This window comes from Apilactobacillus sp., from assembly GCF_025290035.1.
Lineage (GTDB): Bacteria > Bacillota > Bacilli > Lactobacillales > Lactobacillaceae > Apilactobacillus.
This window is the reverse complement of the sequence record NZ_JAMBKT010000002.1, coordinates 14,180-38,219: the sequence shown is the minus strand read 5'-3', so window position 1 is coordinate 38,219 and position 24,040 is coordinate 14,180. Positions and strand designations below refer to the sequence as shown.

Sequence of the window (24,040 nt, the reverse complement as noted above, 5' to 3'; positions counted from 1 at the left end):
TTTTTTATGCAAAAAATAAACAATCATATGCTTATTGTAGTTATAAAAATGTTAAAATATAAATTAATAAATAACGAATTTGATTAAGGTCAAAAATATAGATTTAAGGAGTCAATTTTGGAAGATAATAGTTTAAAACAAGAAATTCATGATGTGTTAAAGAAGTTTTCCGGAAAAGAATTCTCTGTAGAACAACTCGCAGATGAATTAGGATATCACGGAGCAAACGCATTTAAATTAATCGTACAATCTCTTGCAGTATTAGAACGCGAAAAAACTGTTGTTGTCACTGAAAGCGGCAATTTCAAGTTAAACGCGCAAGGAGAAAAAATCGAAGGGACATTCCATGCTAATCCTAAGGGATTTGGATTCGTTAACTATGACGAAAACTTGGAAGATGCATTTATTGCACCTGACAATACCCTTCAAGCCATGAATGGTGATACCGTTGAAATTGAAATCGTTAAAAAGGCTGAACAAAACGCAGGCAAGGGCCCTGAAGGAAAAGTTGTTAACATCGTTGAAAGACATTACGAACAAGTTGTTGGTGAATTCTTCAAGTCTGATGATGACAATGGATACTACGGTCAAATTAAGCTTAAAGAAAAGAAATTAATGAACTACAAGTTCTACATTACTGGAGTTGGATTAAAGCCAACAGCTGGGGAAGTAATTACTGCTGAAATTACAGAATACCCAAGTCCAGATCATCCTGACTACATGGTCGGAATTGCCAAAGAAGTAATTGGTAGTGTTGATGACCCAGGAATTGATATTTTACAAATCGTGTACGCACATGAAATTCCTGCACAATTCCCAGAAGATGTTTTACAAGAAGCCGATGCAATTCCTGAAGAAATTTCTGAAGAAGAAAAAGAAGGAAGAGAAGACATTACTGATCAAACATTGGTTACTATTGATGGAGAATCATCAAAGGATTTAGATGATGCGGTTACTGTATGGAAATTACCAAATGGAAACTATCATCTAGGTGTTCACATTGCCGATGTTTCTCACTATGTAAAACCTGGTAGTCTTTTAGATGAAGAAGCATACAAACGTGGAACTTCTGTTTACCTAACAGATAGAGTTATTCCAATGTTACCAAGAAGATTATCAAACGGAATTTGTTCATTGAATGAAGGTCAACTTCGTTTATGTATGAGTTGTGACATGGAAATTAACCCTGCTGGTCAAGTTGTTAACCACAGCATTCACCCAAGTGTTATGAAGTCTAAAGCTCGTATGACTTACAAGGCCGTAAACGATATTTTAGAAGCTCATGATGAAAGCACTATGGATCGTTACAAAGACTTAGTTCCTATGTTTGAAGAAATGGGCGAATTACACAAAATCTTGTACAAACAACGTCGCCGTCGTGGTGCAATTGATTTCGATGATAATGAAGCAGAAATCATTGTTGACGAAAATGGTCACCCAATTGACATTAAGCTAAGAGTTCGTGGTACTGCCGAAAGAATGATTGAATCATTCATGTTGGCAGCTAACGAAACTGTTGCTGAACACTATTGTAAAGCACATGCACCATTTATTTATCGTGTGCATGAAACTCCAGATGGAGAAAGAGTTAAGACATTCTTCGAATTCTTAACTGCTTTTGGGGTAGAAGTTAAGGGTGATCCAGATCACTTAAAACCTAAGGTATTACAAAACGTTCTTCGTAAGGTTGCTGGTAAACCAGAAGAACCTGCGGTATCAGTTATGATGCTTAGAAGTTTAAAACAAGCTAGATATACTGATCAACCACTTGGTCACTTTGGTTTGGGAGCTGAGTTCTACACTCATTTCACTTCTCCAATTCGTAGATATCCAGATACTACTGTTCACCGTTTAATTCACCATTACGATGAAAACGGTATTAACAAGGAATCTAAAGCTAAATATGCTGGATTACTTGAAGAAATTTCAGACCATTCTTCAAAGGCAGAACGTCGATCAATCGATGCTGAACGTGATACTGACGCAATGAAGAAAGCTGAATTTATGGCTGATCACATCGGTGAAGAATTCGAAGCAACAGTTAGTTCAGTATTGAAGTTTGGTATGTTTATCGAACTTCCAAATACAGTTGAAGGTTTAGTTCATATTAGTAGAATGAAAGATGACTACTATGAATACATTGAACAATACCTAGCCCTTGTAGGTAGAAACACTCATAGAACTTACAAGATTGGACAACCAATCAAAGTTAAAGTTGTAAATGTTGATGTTGATCAAAGTGCAGTTGATTTTGATATTGTTAATCCGGAAGAAACACCAATGTCTAACATCAAGGCACCAAGTAGTTCAAATGGTGCTCATGGTAGAAACAACCGTAATGGTGGTGGTCGTCGTAACAATAATCGTCGCAATGACAACAAGAATGGTAAGTTCAATCATAACCGTTCAAGAAACAACAACCGCAACGGTAGAAATAACAAAAACAACTCTAATTCAAGACATTAATTGCTTGAGAGGTGATTGATAATGGTTAAAAAGAAATCAACTAATAAAGATGATAACTTAATGGCTCAAAACCGAAAGGCACGACATGATTATCGAATTACCCAAACTTATGAAGCTGGAATTGCTTTAACTGGGACTGAAATCAAGTCTGTCCGAGCACGCCGAGTTAATTTAAAAGATGGCTTTGCTCAAATTAGGGATGGTCAAGCTACCTTGATGAATATTCATATTAGTGAATACGAACAAGGTAATCAATTTAACCATGATCCACTAAGAAATCGAAAGTTGTTACTTCACAAACAAGAAATTAAAAGATTAGCGAAAGAAACAGATAAAAAGGGTGTAACAATTGTTCCTCTTAAGATGTACCTAAAAAAGGGTTTTGCTAAGGTTTTAATTGGTGTGGCTGAAGGTAAACATGAATACGATAAGCGTGAGACAATGAAGAAACGTGATCAAGAACGTGAAATTTCTCGTGTTTTAAAACATTACTAAAAGCGTCCTGCTATTGCAGAGACGCTTTTTTTGCAATGTTAAATTAGCCTAAATATGATAAAATTAATATTGAGGTGGTTATCGTGAAACCGTTTATTCATAATGACTGGTGGGAAGTATTACAACCAGAATTTGAAAAAGAATATTATCAAGACTTACGTAAATTTCTATTAAATGAATATGAACACGAAACAATTCATCCTAATGCGACGCAAATTTTTGAAGCATTTGAATGGACACCTTTTTCGAAGGTGAAAGTAGTGATATTAGGTCAAGATCCGTATCATGAACCCCATCAAGCACATGGATTAAGTTTTTCAGTCTTGCCATGGGTGAAGATTCCGCCTTCACTAAGAAACATTTATAAAGAATTACAATCAGATTTAGGGGTAACACCAGTTAATCATGGTTATTTAGAAAAGTGGGCGAAACAAGGTGTATTATTGTTGAACTCTGTTTTAACTGTAAGGGATGGTGTCGCATACTCACATAAATCCAAAGGTTGGGAACAATTAACAGATACAGCAATTGCTAAGTTATCTGAAAGGCCTGAACCGGTGGTGTTTATATTGTGGGGAAGAGCTGCCCGAGACAAGATTAAGTTGATTGATACAGAAACCAATATTGTAATTGAATCTGCTCACCCAAGTCCTTTATCAGCGCATCGTGGATTTTTTGGTTCGAAGCCATTTTCCAAGACTAATGAAGCGCTAAAAGCTATGGGAGAACAACCAATCGATTGGCAATTGCCAGAACATGTTAACAACCAATAGGAGGAAGTAAGATGAGTTTATTAGATGAATTAAAAGCAAAAATTAGTGGATTGGACAAACGAATTGTTTTTCCAGAAGGTGAAGATATTAGAATTATCGAAGCAGCAAGTCGTTTAGCGAATGAAGGAATTATCAAACCAGTTTTATTAGGTAATCCACAAGCAATTAAAGATAATGCGGATAACTTTGATATTTCAAAAATCGAAATTATCGACATTGAAAATTATCCACAAGCTGATTTCGAAGAAATGTTGGATGCGCTAGAAGAACGCCGTAACGGTAAAAATACTCGTGAAGATTTAGCTGGATGGTTAAAGGATCCTAACTACTTCGGTACTATGTTAGTTTACATGGATAAAGCTGATGGAATGGTTTCAGGTGCAGCTCACGCTACTGGAGACACTGTTAGACCAGCACTACAAATTATTAAGACTCAAGAAGGCATGCGCCGTATTTCAGGTTCATTCTTAATGCAAAAGGGTGATACTAGATACATTTTTGCTGACTGTGCAATTAACATTGAATTAGATGCTCAAGGTATGCTAGAAGTCGCTAAGCAAAGTGTAATTACTGCTAAACAATTTAACATTGATCCAAAGGTGGCATTCTTAAGTTTCTCAACTAAGGGATCAGCTAAAGGTGAAATGGTATCTAAAGTACAAGAAGCGGCTGAAATGGCTAAGACTGAATTGGATGTTCCATCAGATGGGGAACTTCAATTTGATGCTGCATTAGTTCCCGAAGTTGCCAACAAAAAGGCACCAGGTTCAAATGTTGCGGGTCAAGCTAACGTATTTGTCTTCCCCGAATTACAATCTGGAAATATTGGATACAAGATTGCTCAACGTTTAGGTGGATTCGAAGCATTTGGTCCATTACTACAAGGTTTAGCTAAACCAGTTTCTGACTTATCACGTGGTTGTGTTGCTGAAGATGTATACAACGTCGCAATTATTAACGCAATTCAATCTCTATAATTGGAGGTGGTTTCTTTGATTACAATTAATGTTGAATCACCAGAAGAAACTCAATCTTATGGTGAAAAGATTGCTGAATTTTTAGAACCCAAAGATGTAATCTTATTGGATGGAGACTTAGGTGCAGGTAAAACTACATTCACCAAGGGTCTCGCAAAGGGATTAGGTATCAAAAGAAACATTAAAAGCCCAACTTTTACGATTATTCGTGAATATCAAGGTGGTCGTCTACCGCTATATCATATGGATATTTATCGTTTAGATGATGGTAGTGGGGATGAATTAGGTTTAGAAGAATATTTTAACGGTGATGGTGTAAACGTGATTGAATGGTCTGAATTTATTTCTGATCAATTACCAAGCAATTACTTAAAAATCATTTTTAGAAGAGATGATGAAAAAGGCACTGATTTTAGAACGATTCAGTTTGAACCTAATGGTAGCCGTTTTGAAAAAATTGTGGATAAAGTTTGTCCACAAGGAAATTAATATGACTAATTTAGTCATTAGAAGGGCAATGCCTGAGGATGCGAAAAAATTTATTAATTTATTGGTTCAATTGAAGAAAGAATCAGACGCTTTTACAATCGATCCGAGTTTAGGAACGATGCCACTTAAAGAACAGGAAAGAGAGATCATGTTAGTCAACCAGACTAGAAGTTTTTTAATTGGTTTAGCTGAACTGGATGGAGAAGTTGTCGGGATGATTCAAGTTCAAGAAATCAATGATTCCGGAATCGGAGAAATCGGTATCGCGGTCTTAAATAAATACAGTCATAAGGGAATTGGAACGCAGTTGATGGATTTTATGATTGATTGGGCAACCTATGATAGTAATTTATCCACACTATCTTTAGTTGTTAAAAAAACAAATCAACATGCCATTAATCTTTATCAACATTCTGGATTTGAAATTACAAAGAAGAGAGTTTTAAATGCTCGCGGTGGATTTAATTCTACTTTTGAATTTAAATACACCATAAAAAAATAAGTATCCGATTGGATACTTATTTTTTTAGTCTGATATAGTTCTTAATTTGTTCATCGTCAAAATGTTCTTGTTGATAAATTAAGATGTTAGCACAAGCTAAACTATCATCTAATGCATTGTGGTGATGGTTTAGTGTGATGCCTAGATAATCACAAACAGTATTTAGTTTATGGTTAGTACATTCTGGGAAGAAGTACTTACAAGTTTTGACTGTATCTAAAGTTTGATAAATTGGTACAGTTAAATCATATCTTAGTAGACTTTTAGAAAGGACCGAATTATCAAAGGCATTATTGTGAGCAACGACCAGTTGATCTTTCGTGAAGAACTGTTTAATGACTTTCCATACTTCTGGAAAAGTAGGTGCATCAATGACGTCTTCTTCGCTAATGCCATGGATTTGAGTGTTTCGGTAGTTAAATTCTACTTCGGGATTAATTAGTGTATAAAACTCATCTACAACCTGATTATCTCTTACGACGGTTAAAGCAAGGGAACAAGCACTATCGCGTTGATAATTGGCTGTTTCAAAATCGATTGCTACAAAGTTCATTATTAGTATCCTTTCGTTGTTTCTGTTACGATTATAACATGGTATAAGTATGGGCTCTCGTGGTAAAATTATATTATCAGATAAATTATGAATTAAGGGAAATGACAAATATGGAAAAAATAAAAATCTTAAAAAACGAATCACTATCTAAATATACATTCACAAAAACTGGTGGTCCTGCTGATTTAATTGCATTTCCAAAGGATATTAAAGAAGTTCAATCACTATTAATAATGGCAAAAGAACAACAATTACCCATCACTGTATTAGGTAATGCTAGTAACCTAATTATAAAAGACGGGGGAATTCGTGGTTTAGTAATTATTTTAACCGATATGAATAAAATTATTTCAAAAGGTGAATATGTAATTGCCCAAGCGGGAGCTCGTTATATTGATACTACAATTGTTGCCCAACAAAATGGATTAAGCGGCTTAGAATTTGCTGCGGGGATACCAGGAAGTGTTGGTGGGGCAGTATACATGAATGCTGGTGCTTATGGTGGCGAAACTGCAGAAGTTATCGATACTGTTACGGTATTAACATCAGAAAATGAAATTAAAATTTTTAACAATGATGAATTAGATTTTGGATATAGACACAGTTTAATCCAAGAACAAAATGACATTGTTTTAGAAGCTAGTTTTAAACTAGTTCCAGGTAATAAAAACACAATCCAAGCTAAGATGGATGAGCTAAATGAATTAAGAGCATCCAAACAACCATTGGAATTGCCATCATGTGGGAGCGTATTTAAACGCCCAGAAGGATATTTCGCTGGTAAGTTAATTCACGATGCTGGATTACAAGGATATCAATCTGGGGGAGCACAGGTATCAACTAAACATGCAGGATTCATTGTCAATGTAGATCATGCTACTGCAACAGACTACTTGAATGTAATTAAACATGTTCAAGAAACAGTCTATAAGCAACATCAAGTTCATTTGGAAACAGAAGTGAGAATTATAGGACAAGATAAATAGGGGGATTATTAATGCAGCTCATTGAAATTATTCTAATATTAACGGGATTACTACTACTATCAACAGCGGTCAATCACTATGTTAAGGCAATTCCAGTTAGCTTAATTCAAGTTGCTTTTGGGATTGGGTTAGCATTAATTGGTAACTTTAGTATCAATTTAAGTACAGATTGGTTTTTACTTTTATTCATTGCGCCATTATTGTTCAATGACGGAAGACGCTTTCCGAAGGGAGAACTTTGGGAATTAAGATGGCCAATCTTCGCAAATGCGATTATTTTGGTGTTTATCACAATGACTTTAGGTGGAATTTTAATCTATAAACTAATTCCATCAATGCCACTGCCAGTTGCCTTTTCATTAGCTGCAATTTTATCACCAACAGATCCAATCGCTGTTGAATCAATTGCTAAAAAGGTGCGATTACCTAAAAACATTTTGCATTTGGTTAATGGTGAAAGTCTAATTAATGACGCTAGTGGATTGATTGGTTTCAAATATGCGGTAGCAGCTACCGTATATGGAGCATTTTCAATTAAAAACGCAGTTACTGACTTTTTCTATATTAGTATAATTGGTGCAATCATTGGGGTTGTAACGATGTTAGTAATTTCGTTAGTGAGAAAATGGTTGTACAAAAACGGTTTAACTAATGTGGTATTTAACGTTGTTTTACAAGTGTTATCACCATTTGTAATTTACTTATTGGCGGAAGATTATTTCCATTCCTCAGGAGTTATTGCAGTTGTTACTGCGGGAATTGTTTACCATGTGTACAACGATTCTACATTGGCTTCATCAGCCGAATTACAACTAATTAGTGAGCAATCATGGAACTTAATCGTTTACCTACTAAATGGAATCGTGTTCTTAATTCTAGGAATTGAATTACCATTTGCGATGGAAGCTGTTATTAATGAAATTAAGTTCAACACTTTCCAATCAATTGCATACGCTGTTGTGACTTGGTTAATAATTTTAATTATTAGAATTGTTTGGATTTTATTATATGAAATTTGTCATAACTTAATTACGACCAAAAAAGTTGGTCCCGTGGATGTTAGAACTGCTAACATCGTTGGTTTCTCAGGTGTTAGAGGTGCGATTACAATGGCTGGGATTTTATCAATACCATTGATTACAGCTCAGAATGAGGCCTTTCCAGACCGTGAATTAGTGCTATTCATCGCATCAATTGTGATTGTGCTAAGTCTTTTAGCAGCCGTATTTGTCTTACCAATTTTGGCTAAGAACGACCATGTGGTTGAATATAATAATGATAACCATTGGAATGAAGAAAAAGCGCGCATTTATGTTTTAAATTACGTAATCGATGAGATCAAAAAGATGGACCATACCGATAAGCATATTGGTAACATCTTGATTGACCAATGCGAATTGATGATCAAACAATTATCATCAATTAAGCCTGATGAAGTTGAAAAAAGTATTCGTGCACTAGCAGTCGGATATGAACATCAAGCTGTTAGAAAGTTAGTTGCACAAGGCATCTTAACTAAAAAAGAAGCGAATGCTGTTAACTATCAAATTAACCATCGTGAATTAAAAACACTTGTTGCGTTTAACCAATACAACATTCGTTTAGAAATCATCTCAGCTATTCAAACTACTAAACTATGGCTATTTAGACAACGTTCTGACAAAGAACAAAAATTAAAAATACAAAAAGCATTAATCTTAGTTAACGAATATACCGTCAAAATGTTAAAACAATTAGGTAATTCAGAAGTAGTTAATGCAATTGTTGACGAATACACTAACTTTGATATGGCACTTAGAACCAGATCATTAGACTACGATAAATACTATCGAATTGCGAAAGAACGTGAATTGGAAGCACAAAGAAAAGCGATTCACGAATTATTGATTAACGATAAGATTAGTATCGAATTGGCTTCTAAGTTACGTCAAGAAGTTAACTATGTTGAAAATCAAGAATTAAGTTCAGATGAATAATAAAAGAGCATCCAGTTATGGATGCTCTTTTATTTATGTTCTTCATCTTTGGCGTCTTTGATAATTAGGTACAAAATCCAATATACGAATGATTGAAGAATTGTTAAGATAACTACGAAGACTAACATCTTTGGTGTCCACATTTCGCTTAATTGTTTAATTACTAATCGTGGAGAAAGTAATAGGTAAACGGTATGGAAACGAAGGAAGCGACCGACATAGATACCAATAGAAGCAACGATGTTTAGGATTAGAATAATAAAGACTTTAAATGCTTTTGATTTAATTGAGAAGAATGCGCAACTACGGTTAACAATTTGAAATTGTCCATAAAATCCAATTAGTGAGCAGCCCAGTGCACTAATTAGTAGATAAGCATAGTTAATCCACATGGTTGTAGATAATCTTAATAAACCGTTAGGAGCGTATGGTTGAAGTAAAGTTAAATGAAATAAGTCAGTTAATAGATATGGAGCGTTGGGATAAAATACTAACCAAAGGATTAGTATTGGCCAAAAGATCCATGATTTTTCAATGTACTTATTAGTAAGCTCTAAACTTAGCTCAATTGGAATATATCCTAAAATTGTATTTAATACTAAGAATGTGAATGGTGGTTTGACCATCACCGAAAGAAAAATAATCCATAAAATAAATATTAAGCGTACTTGCCAACGAACGTTTTTAAACATACTTATGCTCCTCAAAATTATATATATTTATTTTAACGCTTAAAACTTAATTATTGAACAATTATTGCTTAAAAAATATAATCAATATTATATACCTAAAAATATGACATAATCAGTGATATAATAAATAGTATGAATTATATTGGAGGAATAGATATGGGAATAAATTGGAGCAATATATTAACACTAAGTAATCTATTAGATATCTTAGTTGTATGGTTCATAATTTATGAAGTTATTATCCTGTTGAAGGGCACTAAAGCGGTCCAATTATTCCGTGGGGTTTTAGTAATTGCGATTGTTAAGATTATTAGTGTCGTCTTTGGATTTACGACAGTATCTTACTTGACTGACCAAGTTATTAACTGGGGAGTTATTGCAATTATTGTTATTTTTCAACCTGAAATTAGACGCGGTCTAGAACACTTGGGTCGTGGATCAATAATCAAACATGCACAAAATCAAAATGTTGAAAATGAAAAGATGATTGTGGAGCTAGACAAAGCGATTCAATATATGTCTAAACGAAGAATTGGTGCTTTAATGACCATTCAAATGGATACTGGATTGGAAGATTACATCGAAACAGGAATTAAGCTAGACGCTGATGTTACTGGTGAACTATTGATAAATACATTTATTCCAAATACACCATTGCATGATGGTGCCGTTATTATTAGTAATAACCGTGTAGCAGTTGCCGCTGCATACTTACCATTATCACAAAGTAATTTGATTCCAAAAGAATTAGGAACAAGGCATCGCGCTGCCGTTGGGATTTCAGAAGTTACTGATGCATTAACCATCGTTATTTCTGAAGAAACCGGTGAAGTTTCAATTACTAAAAATAATGAGTTGCTTCGTGGTATGAATACCGATGATTACATTAAGTTCTTAAAGGATCAATTAATCACCAAGCAAGACCCAATGAATAAGACAGTTTTTACAACTATTTACAATTGGGTGGAAAAGATTAAGCAAAGTGTAAGGGGGCAAAAATAATGAAAAAGTTAAATAGCCCATGGTCATTACGACTACTTTCACTATTATTTGCAATTCTATTATTTGCGTATGTTAACCAAACTAAATTATTTGGTGCTGGCACGAGTGGTAATAATGCTGAAGAAACTCAGTTAACTTCCAACAAAACAGCTCATATTTCGGTACCGCTTCAATTAAACGTTAATAATACTAAGTATTTTGTGACAGGTTATCCGGAAAAGGTTAATGTGAAAATTACTGGTCCCACAGCACTAGTAACAACTACCGTTAACACACAAAACTTTAAGGTTTATGCTGATTTAACTAAATTAGGTGTCGGATACCATAAAGTGCGTTTATATCAAGATGGATTGAATAATGAATTAAGATATTACATTAATCCAGCATATATTTATGTTAATATTCAACCACGTAAGACAGTGGAATTCCCTGTTACAGCACAATACACATCTTCAAACATCGCTGATGGATATTATGCTGGTAAGCCTGTATTAGGAACTGATAAAGTAAAAATAACAGGTGCGCAAAACGAAATTGCGAAGATTAAAAATGTGGTTGCTCAATTGAGTATTCCCCAAGACACAAAGAAAACAATCAGTTCTTCAGCTGTTTTAGAAGCTCTTGATAGAAAAGGTAGAATTGTTAATGTTATAGTAACACCATCAACTACCTCTGTTAATTTGCCAATAAGCAGTGGAAACAATAAGAACGTTCCAATTAAATTTAAGGCAGAAAATGGTTCTTCAAAACAAAGTTTCTCATTTTCTTCTGACACAGATACGGTTAAAGTTTTTGGAACTAAAAAACAACTAAAAGCAATTAAGCATGTGACTGCTTATGTTGATGTCTCTGGAATTACATCTAAAAAGGTAGTCACGGTAGCATTGGATAAAAATTTAAATGAGGTCAGCGGTTTTGATCCTGATAATATTAAGGTTACCGTCAAACCCGAATAGATTGATGAAATCTAAGGATGAAATGGAGATTAAATTATGAAATATTTTGGAACCGATGGAGTAAGAGGAATAGCTAATAAAGATTTAAGCCCAGAACTTGCTTTCAAATGTGGTAGAGCTGGGGGATACATTTTAACTAAGCACAGCCAATCAGAAGGTCAACCACAAGTACTAGTTGCTAGAGATACTAGAATTTCTGGTCAAATGCTTGAAAATGCTTTAATCGCAGGATTGTTATCTGTTGGGATTGAAGTTTTACAATTGGGAGTAGTTACTACTCCAGGTGTAGCTTACCTTGTAAGAACTCAAGGCGCATCTGCTGGTGTAATGATTACTGCTTCACATAATCCAGCTGAATACAATGGAATTAAATTCTTTGGTTCAGATGGTTATAAGCTATCTGACGAACTTGAAGAAGAAATCGAAGAAATTTTAGAACAATCAGAAGATGATTTACCAAGACCATCATCAGATGGATTAGGAACTGTTGATGATTATTCAGAAGGTAGTCAAAAATACATTCGTTTCTTAGAACAAACTGTTCCTGATGATTTATCAGGAATGAAGATTTGTGTTGATTCAGCAAACGGTGCAACTAGTAATTTAGTTTCTAGATTATATGCTGATTTGGGAATCGATTTTGAAACCATGGCAACAATGCCTAACGGTGTAAATATTAATGATCAAGTTGGTTCTACTCACCCAGAACAACTACAAAAGATGGTTGTTGAAAATGAAGCTGAAATTGGTTTAGCTTTTGATGGTGACGGTGACCGTTGTTTAGCGGTAGATGAAAATGGTGAACTAGTTGATGGTGATAAAATCATGTACATTTGTGGAAAATACATGTCAGATCACGGTCGACTAAAACAAGACACTGTAGTAACTACTGTTATGAGTAACTTAGGAATGTACAAAGCGATGGAAGCTAATGGAATGCACAACGTGCAAACCAAGGTAGGAGATCGCTATGTGGTTGAAGAAATGAATAAATCTGGTTATAACCTTGGTGGTGAACAATCAGGTCACATCGTCTTCTTAGACTTTAATACTACTGGTGATGGATTATTGACCAGTTTACAATTGCTTCATGTTATGAAAGATACTGGTAAGAAGTTATCCGAATTAGCAGCGGAAGTAACTAAGTACCCACAACAATTAATTAACGTTAAAGTTAGCGATAAAGACGCTGCACAAGAAGACGCAGATGTTTTAAATGTTATTGCTGAAGTTGAAAAAGAAATGAATGGCGACGGAAGAGTGCTAGTTAGACCTAGTGGAACTGAACCATTACTTAGAGTAATGGCTGAAGCACCAACTCAAGAGTTAGTTGATGGCTACACAAAACGTATTGCAGATGTCGTTTCAGATAAATTCGGGATTTAACAAAAAAAGACCATTTAGGTCTTTTTTTTATGCTTTTAGCTCATTTAAATTGTCCATACCAATTATTAATTTTTTCTAAAGATAGATACTGCATAATGCTTTATAATATTGATATATTGGTATAAAATACAGTTATTGATAAACTATACCAATTTGATATTTATCAATTGACAACTGGACATAAAACTTGTACTCTAGAATATGTCAAAAAAATGATAATAAAATGAAAAATAAAATAACTTAATTAAATTCGAAAGGAAAATTAATATGTGTGGAATTGTTGGGGTAACAGGAAACAAAAAAGCTGTTGATATTTTAGTTAACGGTTTACAAAAGCTAGAATATCGTGGTTACGATTCAGCTGGACTTTATGTGAATGACGAAGGAAATAAAGACTATCTTGTTAAGAGAACAGGTGCTATTAGCAACCTAAGAGATGCTGTTAGTGACATGGACATCAATGGAAGTGCTGGAATTGCTCATACTAGATGGGCAACTCATGGTGGAGTAACTGTTGAAAATGCACATCCTCACTTCTCACAAGACAACCGTTTCTATCTTGTTCACAATGGAGTTATCGAAAACTACCGTGAATTAAAGGAAGAATATCTAAGTGATGTAGAATTCACATCACAAACTGATACAGAAGTAGTTGTTCAATTAGTTGATTACTTTGCAGTTAAAGAAAATCTAGATGCTAAGCATGCATTCAAGAAAGCATTATCACTACTTAAGGGTGCTTCATACGCTTTCCAATTAATGGATCGTGAAGAACCAGACACTATTTATGTAGCAAAGAATAAGAGTCCTCTATTGATTGGTTTAGGAGAAGACTGCAACGTTGTATGTTCTGATTCTCTAGCTATGCTAAACATTACTCATGACTTCTTAGAACTTGATGATGGTGACTTCGTTACTGTTAAACCTGATTCAGTTGTTATCGAAGACAAGAATGGGGATGTTGTAAATGACAGAAAACCATTCCATGTAGATATTGACGCCAGTGATACTGACAAGGGAACTTACCCATACTACATGCTAAAGGAAATCGATGAACAACCAAATGTAATGAGAAAACTTTCTGCTGAATACCTAAACGAAGATGGTACTCCAGTAGTTCAAGAAGACTTATTAGATGCAATGAAGCAATCAGATCGTCTATACATTATCGCTGCTGGTACTAGTTACCATGCAGGACTAGTTGGTAAGGAATTATTCGAAAAACTTGCTGAAGTTCCTACTGAAGTTCACGTTTCTTCTGAATTTGCTTACAACATGCCATTATTATCAAAGAATCCATTCTTCATTTTCTTAAGTCAAAGTGGAGAAACTGCAGATAGTCGTGAAGTATTAGTTAACCTAAATCACTTGAACTACAAGAGTTTAACAATTACTAACGTTGCTAACTCAACATTATCACGTGAATCTAACTACACATTGCTACTACATGCGGGTCCTGAAATTTCAGTGGCTTCTACTAAAGCTTACACAGCTCAAATTACTGTTGAAGCTATTTTAGCTAAGGCTTTAGGTGAATCTGAAGGTATCGCTAAGGCGAAGGACTTTAACTTAAAACAACAATTAGGTTTTGTTGCAACTGGTATGCAATCAATTGTTGATGAAAAAGAAACAATTAACGAAATTTCAAAGAAATATTTTGCTGACGCTAACCGTGCATTCTACATTGGTAGAGGTATCGATTACTTCGTTTCACTAGAATCATCACTAAAATTAAAAGAAATTTCATACATTTTAGCTGAAGGATTCGCTTCTGGAGAATTGAAACACGGTACTATTGCTTTGATTGAAGAAGACACTCCTGTTGTTGGAATTATTACTCAATCAAATACTGCTGGATTAACTAGAAGTAACCTAGAAGAAACAATGGCACGTGGAGCTAAGGCTATTACTATCGCTACCGAATCACTATCAAAAGAAAACGATGACATTGTGGTTCCAGATGTAGATGAACTATTAACTCCACTACTAAGTGTTATTCCTGCACAACTACTTGCATATTACACTAGTTTAAACAAGGGTCTTGATGTTGATCATCCAAGAAACCTTGCTAAGAGTGTTACAGTTCAATAATAAAAAAAGATGCTTTTACAGCATCTTTTTTGTTTGGAGTTTATTAATTTAACTATGAACATGTTATAATTGCTAATTGGGAGTGTTTTTTTATGAAATATACTAAGAAAACAAAAGATAATTCAAAAAAACAAGCTAAAGCTGATAAAACTTTTGATAAGTTTAAAGAACAGCATAATCGTTTAAACGCTAACAAGCGTGGAATTAAACGATAATAGAGTAAAAATGGAGAGATATTAATTATGAGAAAGAAACTAATGACCAAGTCAATACTTTATGCGCTGACAGCGGGATTGGTTCTATCAACTGGACATATTTATAAAGCGTATGCGGATGGAAGCTCCGTTGTTCCATTGATTAATAGCGGAAGCAATGTTAGCTCACAAGCTGCAAGTAACAACAGCAGCAATAGCAATAATAATACTTCCGTCGCACAAGCAAGTAGTATTTTAAATAATACTAATATCTTGGGAAATCAACTAACATATGATAATTTCATTTCAACGATTTCACCAATTGCTCAACAAATTGCCAATAGTAATAATTTATATCCATCATTAATGGTTGCTCAAGCAGCATTAGAAAGTGGATATGGACAAAGCACTTTAACACAACAATCAAATAACTTATTTGGAATTAAATCTACTAACGGTCAAGGTTACAATACGACTACAGGGGAATATGGTTCCAATGGATACTATGTTACTAACTCTACTTTTGCTTCATATCCAACATTAATGGATAGTTTGCAAGGATATGCAACATTTTTAATTCAAAATAGTAGATATGCCAATGTATTTAGATCACAAGCAACAGATGGAATTCAAGCTGCCAAAAACATTCAAGCTGATGGTTACGCAACTGACCCAGCTTATGCTACTAAATTGATTAATGTAATTAATCAATATAATCTATTGTCACTTGATGGTAATGGTACAGGTACTACAACAAATACAAATACTACTAACAACACCACTAATAATACTGCTAATAAAAAGCCAGCGGCGAAAGTGTTAGCCACTGCTAATTATACTGGTGGAAATACTAACGAAACGGTTCAATTGTCATCTAACTTTAATAAGTACAAACTATATACTCATGTCAAAGATACTAGAAAGAAGAATACAACTGCAGCATGGGAAAATAGTGCAGCAGCTGGATCTACAGTTTATGTCGATTGTTTAGCGGTTCGTACTTATAAAGGGGCAGCAACAACTTGGTACCGTATTAGTTTTAGCAAGAACGGTACTAAATATTGGGTATACTCATCAGCGCTTAATTTCCCATTAGTTAATTACTCAAATGATAGCAACAAAGTTAAGATTAAGGGTGACTACCGTCAATTATACAGTAACGTATTTGGTACACCTCAATTATCAAAACGAGTTTCAAAAACTACGGGAATGAAGGGGATGGAATACTCCATTCAAGAAGTTGCCACTTCAACTGTAAATGGAACCACTAATACTTGGTACCAAATTTCAGTTGGTCAACTTGGTAATGTTTGGATTAATCAAGTTGACGTTACTTATGTATCAGCTACTCAAAAGAATACAGATACTACTAAAAAAGATACCAGCAAGACAACTAATAAAAAAACCGTAAAGAAAACCACAACAAAGACTGCCGCCAAAAAGACAGCTGTTAAAAAAATAAATAAGCCAGCGCAATACTTTAAATATTCAGGATACGGATACTTAAATCATTATGGAAAGTATGATTTAAATAATCACATTCCAGGTTCATATAAGAATGTTAAAAAGATCAGTTGGTCTCAAGTAAAGGTTCCAAAGGACTTTAAAGTTGAAATTAACTGCAAGGGAATTAGAACTAAGTACAACACAACTTGGTACAGAATTGTGCTAAACAACAAGAGTTACTGGATTTCTGGAAAAGCACTACTATTTTATTAATTTGATATAATTAGTAGTTAGTTTTATAATGATTAAATCGAAATAAATTAATTAGGAAGTATTAAAAATGTCTGAAGATTACAAGATTAAGGTACAAAACGTAACCAAAGAATACGATTTGTTTAAGACACAAACCGATAAACTAAAATCATTTTTCTCAATTAAGACTGATGTTCCTCATTTCTGGTCTTTAATGGGTGTTTCATTTGAAGTTAAATCAGGAGAAGCTTTAGGGCTAATTGGTGTTAATGGTTCAGGTAAATCTACCATTTCTAACATCATTTCAGGAATCATTCCTCAAACTACTGGTTGGGTTGATGTTAAAGGGGATACATCAATCGTCGCAATTAGTGCAGGTTTAAGAAAGAACCTTACTGGTCGTGAAAACATTCGTTTGAAATCATTAATGCAAGGATTAACTAATGAACAAATTGATGACTTAATGGATGATATCGTTTCATTCGCTGATATTGGTGATTTCGTAGATCAACCAGTTAAGAGCTATTCAAGTGGTATGAAGTCACGTTTAGGTTTCTCAATTGCGGTTCACATTAATCCTGATATTTTAATTATTGATGAAGCATTGTCTGTTGGGGATGATACTTTCTATCAAAAGTGTGTAGATAAGATTGCTGATTTTAAAGCACAAGGTAAGACTATTATTTTCGTTTCTCATTCATTAAAACAAATTGAATTCTTATGTGACCGTGTTGCATGGATCAATTATGGTAAGTTAAAAATGATTGGTGAAACTCAAGAAGTAACTACTAAGTATCGTGAATTTATTGAATGGTTTAAGAAGCTTTCAAAGAAAGATAAAGCTAAATTTGAAGCTGAACAAAAACAAATTCAAAAAGACTTCGATATTGATGAATATCAAAGACAAGTTACTGATGAAGAACGTGTTGAACATCCAGAAGATAAGCATGTTTCAGCAACTGTGAAGAAACGTTTTTACGGTTCAGTTATTAGTGAAAAGATGCCAAAGACTGCAGTTCTATTCACATGGTTAGTAACTATTGCTACTTTATTCTTCTCATTAGTGAATGTTTCTGGTCATCCATTACATCACATTATTGATCAACCATCATCAATTGTAAAACCAACTAAGAAGCTAGTTTTACCTAAGGGTGTTGAAAAAGATAATGCTAAGAAGAAGACAGTTAAAAAACATAAGAAAACTGAAATTAAATCAGTGATTAGATAAAAAAATCCGCGTAGTCGGATTTTTTTTGCGAAGGGAGATTAAATTAGATGGCAACAGAATATAAGAGTCATGAAACCTTAGATTTAATTGAACAAATAACCCGTTTGGACGGAACTAAGTATATGGAAATTAGTAATATGGTTCAAAACGGGAGAGCGGAATTAGCAGCCGAAAGAGGATTTATTAAAGAAGTCCGTATTCTTCAGTTGAACATTCCACACTCTGAACATGTGATTAAGTATGAAGCTTATATTAATCAAACTTATACAATGCCTGATGAAAGCATGGATCACTTTGAAGAATGGGAAAGAACTGAAGATATTGAAAAAGAGTTTCAATTGATTTTGAAAGAAAACCACATTGGATAATAAAAAAAGGACGTCATCGGTAGGTTGATGACGTCCTTTTGTAATATGTGTCCACATCGTTTGTTGCGAAAAAATAATAGCAAAATAACAAGCAACATTTAGTGGGATGACTTGAATATGTATCTCATATTATAAAGGATGAGATAGTCGATGACAATATAAATCTGGCAAAAAGATTAAAAAAATAAATGCTTTAATATGTTATTATTATAACGATTTGAAAGTGCTTATAGCTGATTTACGAAACCAAAAAATTAGGGAGTTTTTAATATTATGAAACCAATTGTTAAAGAATTATTATTAAATATCGCAATCTATATTTTTCCATTTATTTTTATTTTGAGTGGACTTAGTGGGAATTTAGTGATGATGAAAGTCGGTTTCTTTTTAACCGCATTTATTGCAGCTTTAATGACGATTATTTATGTATTATACATATTTACCCATAGAAAAAAAGAAAGGGCCTTATATCGTCAAATTTTGCTTTTGATTCATTTAGTGATGTTAATCGGAAGTATTTTGTTCTTAATTTAATAAAATAGATGATTGTAAAATGAATTAATTAGGTCTATATTAGTCTTAACTTATTTATAAGTTAAAAAATAATACAGAAGGAGGGAATTGATTATGAATTTTAAATTCTCGAAAAGAGTACCAAACCTAGATGATGATGTGGTTGGTGAAATCTTAAAAGTCGCAGGTGACCCAGAGATTATTTCATTCGCTGGTGGATTGCCGGCACCAGAATTGTTTCCAGTAGAAGCGATGCATGAAGCAGCCGATAAAGTTTTTAATAAATACGGTAAAGATGCATTACAATATACCGCTTCAATTGGAAATGCTAAATTAAGAGAATCAATTGCTCATCGAATGCAAACTAACAAGTTTGTACATACTACCATCGAAAATATTTGTATTACTACTGGATCTGAACAATCTATTGATTTAGTAGCTAAAATGATGGTAAACGAGGGCGACGTCATCTTAGTGGAAAAGCCCACATACTTATGTGCTTTAGACGTATTTAAAAGTTACGGAGCTAAAGTAGTTGGCATTGATATGGATGAAGATGGGATGTTAATGGATGCGTTAGAAGCTAAGCTAACAGAATATCAAGAAGCTAAATTAATTTATACAATTCCCAACTTCCAAAATCCTACTGGTCGTACTATGACCGCAGACAGACGCCAAAAAATGGTTGAAATTGCCGAAAAACATAACGTTATTATCTTAGAAGATGATCCATATGGAGAAATCAGATATTCTGGTGAAGTTGTTCCACCAATTAAGCATTATGATAATAATGGAACAGTAGTTTATATGAATACATTTTCTAAGATTTTAGCTCCTGGTCTAAGACTAGGCTGGATTGTTGCTGATAAATATTTTATTGATGCTTTTGTTGTTATGAAGCAATCTGCTGATTTACATTCAGACAATCTATCTCAATACATTGTCGCTCAATACATGGAAGACAATGATTTAGATAAGCACATTCAATCCATTTCAGACGAATACAAAAAGCGTGCCACAATGATGTTAAATGAAATTGATGCACAATTCCCTGAAGGGGTTAAACATAGTAATCCAGAAGGTGGGATGTTCATCTGGGTTGAAGTACCAGGAAACGTTAACACAATGGATTTATTCTATAACTGCGTAAAGCATAACGTTGCCTTTGTTCCAGGTGAACCTTTTTATCCAGATGAAGTGATTCCAGGGACCTTTAGAATGAACTTCTCAAATATGAAAGATGATCAAATTCATGAAGGAGTTCGTCGAATGGCAGTTGCTATTAACGAAATGATGTAATAAAAAAACACTTATCAATTTTGATAAGTGTTTTTATTTTTATAGATTATGTCTGGAATGAATTGAGTGATAAATCTTTCTTTGAACTAAATATTGATCATGTTGCATTGTAATAAATAGTGGGGAAGATTCTTCAATTACATTACTAAATTCCAGTCCATACCATGAGATAGGGGAGGCTGTAATGTTTTGTAAGAAGATACGTCCAGAAATAAGTTGTCTATCAAAGGCGTTAATTTCTGAGTTTAATGCTAAATCAGAAGGACGTTCATTGATAATTACGAACTTAAAGTCTCCAACGTTACCACGTTTTCCAGTTGAACTATATGTTTGCTTTTGTGGATCAATAACACCTTGTTTGATTAGGTAGTTAACAATTTGATGTAGGTAAATACTTACACTTTGTTGCTTTCTAAATCCAAGGTAAAGTTGAACATCTACAATGTTCTTAGTTTCGATAAGGTCAACAGTGTAGTTACTTTCGTATGGGTTACTTGTTTCATTAACAGTAACGAACCAGTAAACTTTAGCACGTTTTGGTTCCTTATCTAAAATAGAATACATTGTACTACGTTTGATTTGATAATCATTCTTAATCTTAGTCATGTAAACCAAGTTAGAAGTGTATAGCGGAATTGATTCATCTTCACTTAATTGTGTTAATTGATCACGATATTCAAGAAGAGAAACATATTCGCTTTCACGTTCATAATGGTCACGACGTTTGTTACCGAAGTACCATAGAATCATGATGATTAAGATTACACCCATGATGATTAGGGTAACGAATCCACCATGAACAAATTTAACAATACTTGCGATGAAGAATGTAAATTCAATTACTGCAAAGAATGCAGCAATTAAAAATGCCCATAGGCGTCTCATTTTACCTGATAGGTATTCAAATAATAGAACAGTAGTCATCAACATAGTAACCGTGATAGCCAAACCATAAGCTGATTCCATTCTTTCTGAACTACCAAATGCCCAAACAACGATGAAAGTAACGATACATAAGAACCAGTTAACAGTTGAAATGTAAATTTGGCTTCTAACATTGCTTGGATGTCTAACAATCATTCTAGGTAAGAACTTCAAACCAATAGCTTCATCAACTAATGTAAATGAACCAGTAATCAACGCTTGAGATGCAATGATAGCAGCTAAAGCAGCAATTACAATTGCGAATCCACGTAGTGATTCTGGAAGCATTTCATAGAATGGGTTCAAACTTGATAGATGAGCAAATTGTGGGTTATGTGCATTGTTAATAACCCAAGCACCTTGACCTAAGTAATTCATTACTAAAGAGAAGTAAACGAATGGCCAAGTACCATATATGTTTTTCTTACCAACGTGTCCCATATCTGAATAAAGTGCCTCAGCACCGGTTGTAGCAAGGAAAACACTACCTAAAATGAATAATCCCACTTTATTAACGGGACTAAATAGAATTTCAATCGCGTAAATTGGGTTAAATGCACTTAAGATAATAGGGTATTTTAATAAATTAACAATCCCCATAATTGCCAGGAAGGAAAACCAGATTAACATAACTGGTCCAAATGAATTCCCAATAATTCCAGTTCCAAATCGTTGAATTAAGAATAATACCAATAATACTAATGATGTAATGATTAGAACAGTTTCTTGAGAGTTACTGAATGAGATAGGACCAAAATGTTGTCCTTTCAAGCCTTCCAAAGCAGAAGTTACTGAAACGGCAGGAGTTAGAGTCCCATCAGCTAATAGTGCGGCACCACCAATTAAGGCAGGCCATACTAACCATTTGGCCTTTTTTCTAACTAATGCGAATAAGGCGAAAATTCCACCTTCACCGTTGTTATCAGCACGCATGGTAATTAATACGTATTTGATTGTGGTAATCACCATAAGAGTCCATATGATTAATGAAATGGATCCAATTATATAAAAAGGTTTAATGTCAGACATTTTTCCGGCATTACCAATAATGGAATTCATTACATATAGTGGTGATGTACCAATATCACCATAGACAATTCCTAAAGTGATTAGCATTCCCATAAAGGAAATCTTATCAAATTTAGCTTTCATGACTAAATCCTCCAAAAATAATTATGTAAAAATTCACACATTAATAAAGTACAATTTACCACTATTTTAAGCTAGTTTAAAGAAAAAAATGAAAAAGGTTCTATTAAATGTTAAATTTAATGGTATAAAAATTCTAAGAAAAGGGGTCGTTTACCAATATGATAACTACTTTATTTAAAAATATAGCTAAAGATAATGTCGTTAAAATCGTTTTAACAATCTTTATTATATTGATGTTTTTCAAGCAACCAGATTTTCATGATATTGATGTGAATACAATTTTAATCTTATTCAATTTAATGTTAATTATTGAAATCGTAAAAGAAACTAACATATTGAATTATTTTAGTGCCTTGATTATAAATCATGTTTCCAATTCGCGCCAAATAAATGCATGGTTAGTAATATTATCTTTTTTTGGTTCCATGATAGTTACTAATGACGTCGCAATAATTACATTGGTGCCATTATACATATTGATTGCCAAACAGTATCAATTAAATATTGCTTATCCAGTATCGTTGATAACGATTGCTGCAAACATGGGTAGTGCAGTTACGCCGATAGGGAATCCTCAAAATGTTTTTTTAGTTGAAAATTTTCAGGTTGGTTTCATCGATTTTATGGCACAATCACTGCAGATTTTATTCGTTGGGATTGTTATCATGATAATTCTAGTGAATCTAAATCATAAAAAAGAGATTGGATTACAATCTATTCCAATCCCCACCATAAAAAGAATGGATTTAGTATGGGTGATCGGGTTATTTACGATAGTTTTATTGTCTCAATTTAATATTATTAATATCTTAATTCCATTAATATTAGTGATATGGAAATCCACTAAATTAAATCCAAAAATGCTTGTTAAAATTGATTATTCATTATTAATTACGTTTGTTTTCTTCTTTTTAATTGTTGGAATGATAAGTAAGATGCCAATTGTATCTGAATATATTGATCATTTTATTAAAACACCGCAAAGCACATTTTTAACATCAATCGGAATTAGTCAAATTATCAGCAATGTTCCTTGTGCAGTCTTAATTGCTAAATTTTCCGGTCATTTTAGTGCGATATATTGGGGAGTGTCGATTGGTGGGTTAGGGACGTTAGTTGCTTCTCTCGCCAATTTATTAGCGTTTAAACAAATTGCTAATTATGCAAGGGATGAAAGACTTAACTTTATCAAAATTTTTACCGGACTAAATATCGGTTTATTAATAATCTTAATAATTATAAAGATTATCTTAATATAATAGAAATTCACTAAACTTTCTCATTTTTTGTGTAATAATTATGTTATTCACTTAAATTCGA

At 33.7% G+C, this 24,040-nt stretch carries 22 protein-coding genes; 19 read left to right on the top strand and 3 right to left on the bottom strand.

All coding sequences use genetic code 11. The features are described from left to right. Positions 1–117 precede the first annotated feature (117 nt). From rnr to M3005_RS01475, 6 genes are all read left to right on the top strand, one after another. Positions 118–2,466, top strand: coding sequence for a ribonuclease R (gene rnr, locus M3005_RS01500; RefSeq protein ID WP_293793027.1), 2,349 nt, complete (start codon positions 118–120; stop codon positions 2,464–2,466). 21 nt (positions 2,467–2,487) lie between these two features. Further along, positions 2,488–2,961 carry an SsrA-binding protein SmpB gene (gene smpB / locus M3005_RS01495; protein ID WP_053949776.1) on the top strand — a complete coding sequence of 158 codons (474 nt, stop codon included), beginning with the start codon at positions 2,488–2,490 and terminating at the stop codon, positions 2,959–2,961. Positions 2,962–3,044: 83 nt separating this feature from the next. Then, positions 3,045–3,734 (top strand): uracil-DNA glycosylase, encoded by a 690-nt coding sequence (locus tag M3005_RS01490; protein ID WP_293793025.1) that lies wholly within the window; start codon positions 3,045–3,047, stop codon positions 3,732–3,734. Between the two features lie 11 nt (positions 3,735–3,745). Then, positions 3,746–4,711, top strand: coding sequence for a phosphate acetyltransferase (gene pta, locus M3005_RS01485; protein ID WP_293793024.1), 966 nt, complete (start codon positions 3,746–3,748; stop codon positions 4,709–4,711). A gap of 15 nt (positions 4,712–4,726) precedes the next feature. Then, positions 4,727–5,200 carry a tRNA (adenosine(37)-N6)-threonylcarbamoyltransferase complex ATPase subunit type 1 TsaE gene (gene tsaE / locus M3005_RS01480; protein WP_293793023.1) on the top strand — a complete coding sequence of 158 codons (474 nt, stop codon included), beginning with the start codon at positions 4,727–4,729 and terminating at the stop codon, positions 5,198–5,200. A gap of 1 nt (position 5,201) precedes the next feature. Beyond that, positions 5,202–5,702 (top strand): GNAT family N-acetyltransferase, encoded by a 501-nt coding sequence (locus M3005_RS01475; RefSeq protein WP_293793021.1) that lies wholly within the window; start codon positions 5,202–5,204, stop codon positions 5,700–5,702. Between the two features lie 16 nt (positions 5,703–5,718). Here the strand turns inward: M3005_RS01475 and M3005_RS01470 are convergent, their stop codons facing one another. Continuing rightward, complete coding sequence (locus tag M3005_RS01470; RefSeq protein WP_293793020.1) at positions 5,719–6,255, bottom strand: 3'-5' exonuclease; 537 nt, start codon at positions 6,253–6,255, stop codon at positions 5,719–5,721. Between the two features lie 101 nt (positions 6,256–6,356). Here M3005_RS01470 and murB point away from each other — a divergent pair, with 101 nt between their 5' ends. Both murB and M3005_RS01460 read left to right on the top strand, forming a co-directional pair. Beyond that, positions 6,357–7,241: a UDP-N-acetylmuramate dehydrogenase gene (gene murB, locus M3005_RS01465; RefSeq protein ID WP_293793019.1), complete on the top strand. Its 885-nt coding sequence runs from the start codon at positions 6,357–6,359 to the stop codon at positions 7,239–7,241. An 11-nt stretch (positions 7,242–7,252) separates the two neighbouring features. Then, complete coding sequence (locus tag M3005_RS01460) at positions 7,253–9,217, top strand: Na+/H+ antiporter (RefSeq protein ID WP_293793018.1); 1,965 nt, start codon at positions 7,253–7,255, stop codon at positions 9,215–9,217. Positions 9,218–9,246: 29 nt separating this feature from the next. Here the strand turns inward: M3005_RS01460 and M3005_RS01455 are convergent, their stop codons facing one another. After that, on the bottom strand, positions 9,247–9,909 hold the full coding sequence (locus M3005_RS01455; protein WP_293793016.1) for a DUF1361 domain-containing protein: 663 nt from the start codon (positions 9,907–9,909) through the stop codon (positions 9,247–9,249). A gap of 156 nt (positions 9,910–10,065) precedes the next feature. On the opposite strand from M3005_RS01455, the gene cdaA reads away from it, so the two are divergent. From cdaA to M3005_RS01405, 10 genes are all read left to right on the top strand, one after another. Continuing rightward, a complete protein-coding gene (gene cdaA, locus M3005_RS01450; protein WP_293793014.1) occupies positions 10,066–10,911 on the top strand; it encodes a diadenylate cyclase CdaA in 846 nt (281 codons plus the stop codon). Beyond that, the gene (locus M3005_RS01445; protein ID WP_293793012.1) at positions 10,911–11,867 is read left to right on the top strand and encodes a CdaR family protein; all 957 of its coding nucleotides are present in this window, start codon (positions 10,911–10,913) and stop codon (positions 11,865–11,867) included. Before cdaA ends, M3005_RS01445 begins: the two co-directional genes overlap by 1 nt. 36 nt (positions 11,868–11,903) lie before the next feature. Continuing rightward, positions 11,904–13,253 carry a phosphoglucosamine mutase gene (gene glmM, locus M3005_RS01440; RefSeq protein WP_293793010.1) on the top strand — a complete coding sequence of 450 codons (1,350 nt, stop codon included), beginning with the start codon at positions 11,904–11,906 and terminating at the stop codon, positions 13,251–13,253. A 267-nt stretch (positions 13,254–13,520) separates the two neighbouring features. Beyond that, positions 13,521–15,344 (top strand): glutamine--fructose-6-phosphate transaminase (isomerizing), encoded by a 1,824-nt coding sequence (glmS, locus tag M3005_RS01435; RefSeq protein WP_293793008.1) that lies wholly within the window; start codon positions 13,521–13,523, stop codon positions 15,342–15,344. 92 nt (positions 15,345–15,436) lie between these two features. Next, entirely contained in the window at positions 15,437–15,559 is a 123-nt protein-coding gene (locus M3005_RS01430; protein WP_293793006.1) for a hypothetical protein, read from the top strand. A 27-nt stretch (positions 15,560–15,586) separates the two neighbouring features. After that, positions 15,587–17,257 (top strand): glycoside hydrolase family 73 protein, encoded by a 1,671-nt coding sequence (locus M3005_RS01425; RefSeq protein ID WP_293793004.1) that lies wholly within the window; start codon positions 15,587–15,589, stop codon positions 17,255–17,257. A 67-nt stretch (positions 17,258–17,324) separates the two neighbouring features. After that, entirely contained in the window at positions 17,325–18,464 is a 1,140-nt protein-coding gene (locus M3005_RS01420) for an ABC transporter ATP-binding protein (RefSeq protein WP_293793003.1), read from the top strand. A gap of 47 nt (positions 18,465–18,511) precedes the next feature. Next, on the top strand, positions 18,512–18,832 hold the full coding sequence (locus M3005_RS01415; RefSeq protein WP_293793002.1) for a hypothetical protein: 321 nt from the start codon (positions 18,512–18,514) through the stop codon (positions 18,830–18,832). Positions 18,833–19,105: 273 nt separating this feature from the next. Next, positions 19,106–19,366, top strand: coding sequence for a hypothetical protein (locus M3005_RS01410; RefSeq protein WP_293793001.1), 261 nt, complete (start codon positions 19,106–19,108; stop codon positions 19,364–19,366). Positions 19,367–19,459: 93 nt separating this feature from the next. Then, positions 19,460–20,644 carry an aminotransferase-like domain-containing protein gene (locus M3005_RS01405; RefSeq protein ID WP_293793000.1) on the top strand — a complete coding sequence of 395 codons (1,185 nt, stop codon included), beginning with the start codon at positions 19,460–19,462 and terminating at the stop codon, positions 20,642–20,644. A gap of 39 nt (positions 20,645–20,683) precedes the next feature. Here M3005_RS01405 and M3005_RS01400 read toward each other — a convergent pair whose 3' ends face one another. Further along, positions 20,684–22,720 (bottom strand): KUP/HAK/KT family potassium transporter, encoded by a 2,037-nt coding sequence (locus tag M3005_RS01400; protein ID WP_293792998.1) that lies wholly within the window; start codon positions 22,718–22,720, stop codon positions 20,684–20,686. Between the two features lie 158 nt (positions 22,721–22,878). On the opposite strand from M3005_RS01400, the gene M3005_RS01395 reads away from it, so the two are divergent. After that, positions 22,879–23,979, top strand: a complete 1,101-nt coding sequence (locus tag M3005_RS01395) for an SLC13 family permease (protein ID WP_293792997.1) — start codon at positions 22,879–22,881, stop codon at positions 23,977–23,979. The last annotated feature ends 61 nt before the right edge of the window (positions 23,980–24,040 follow it).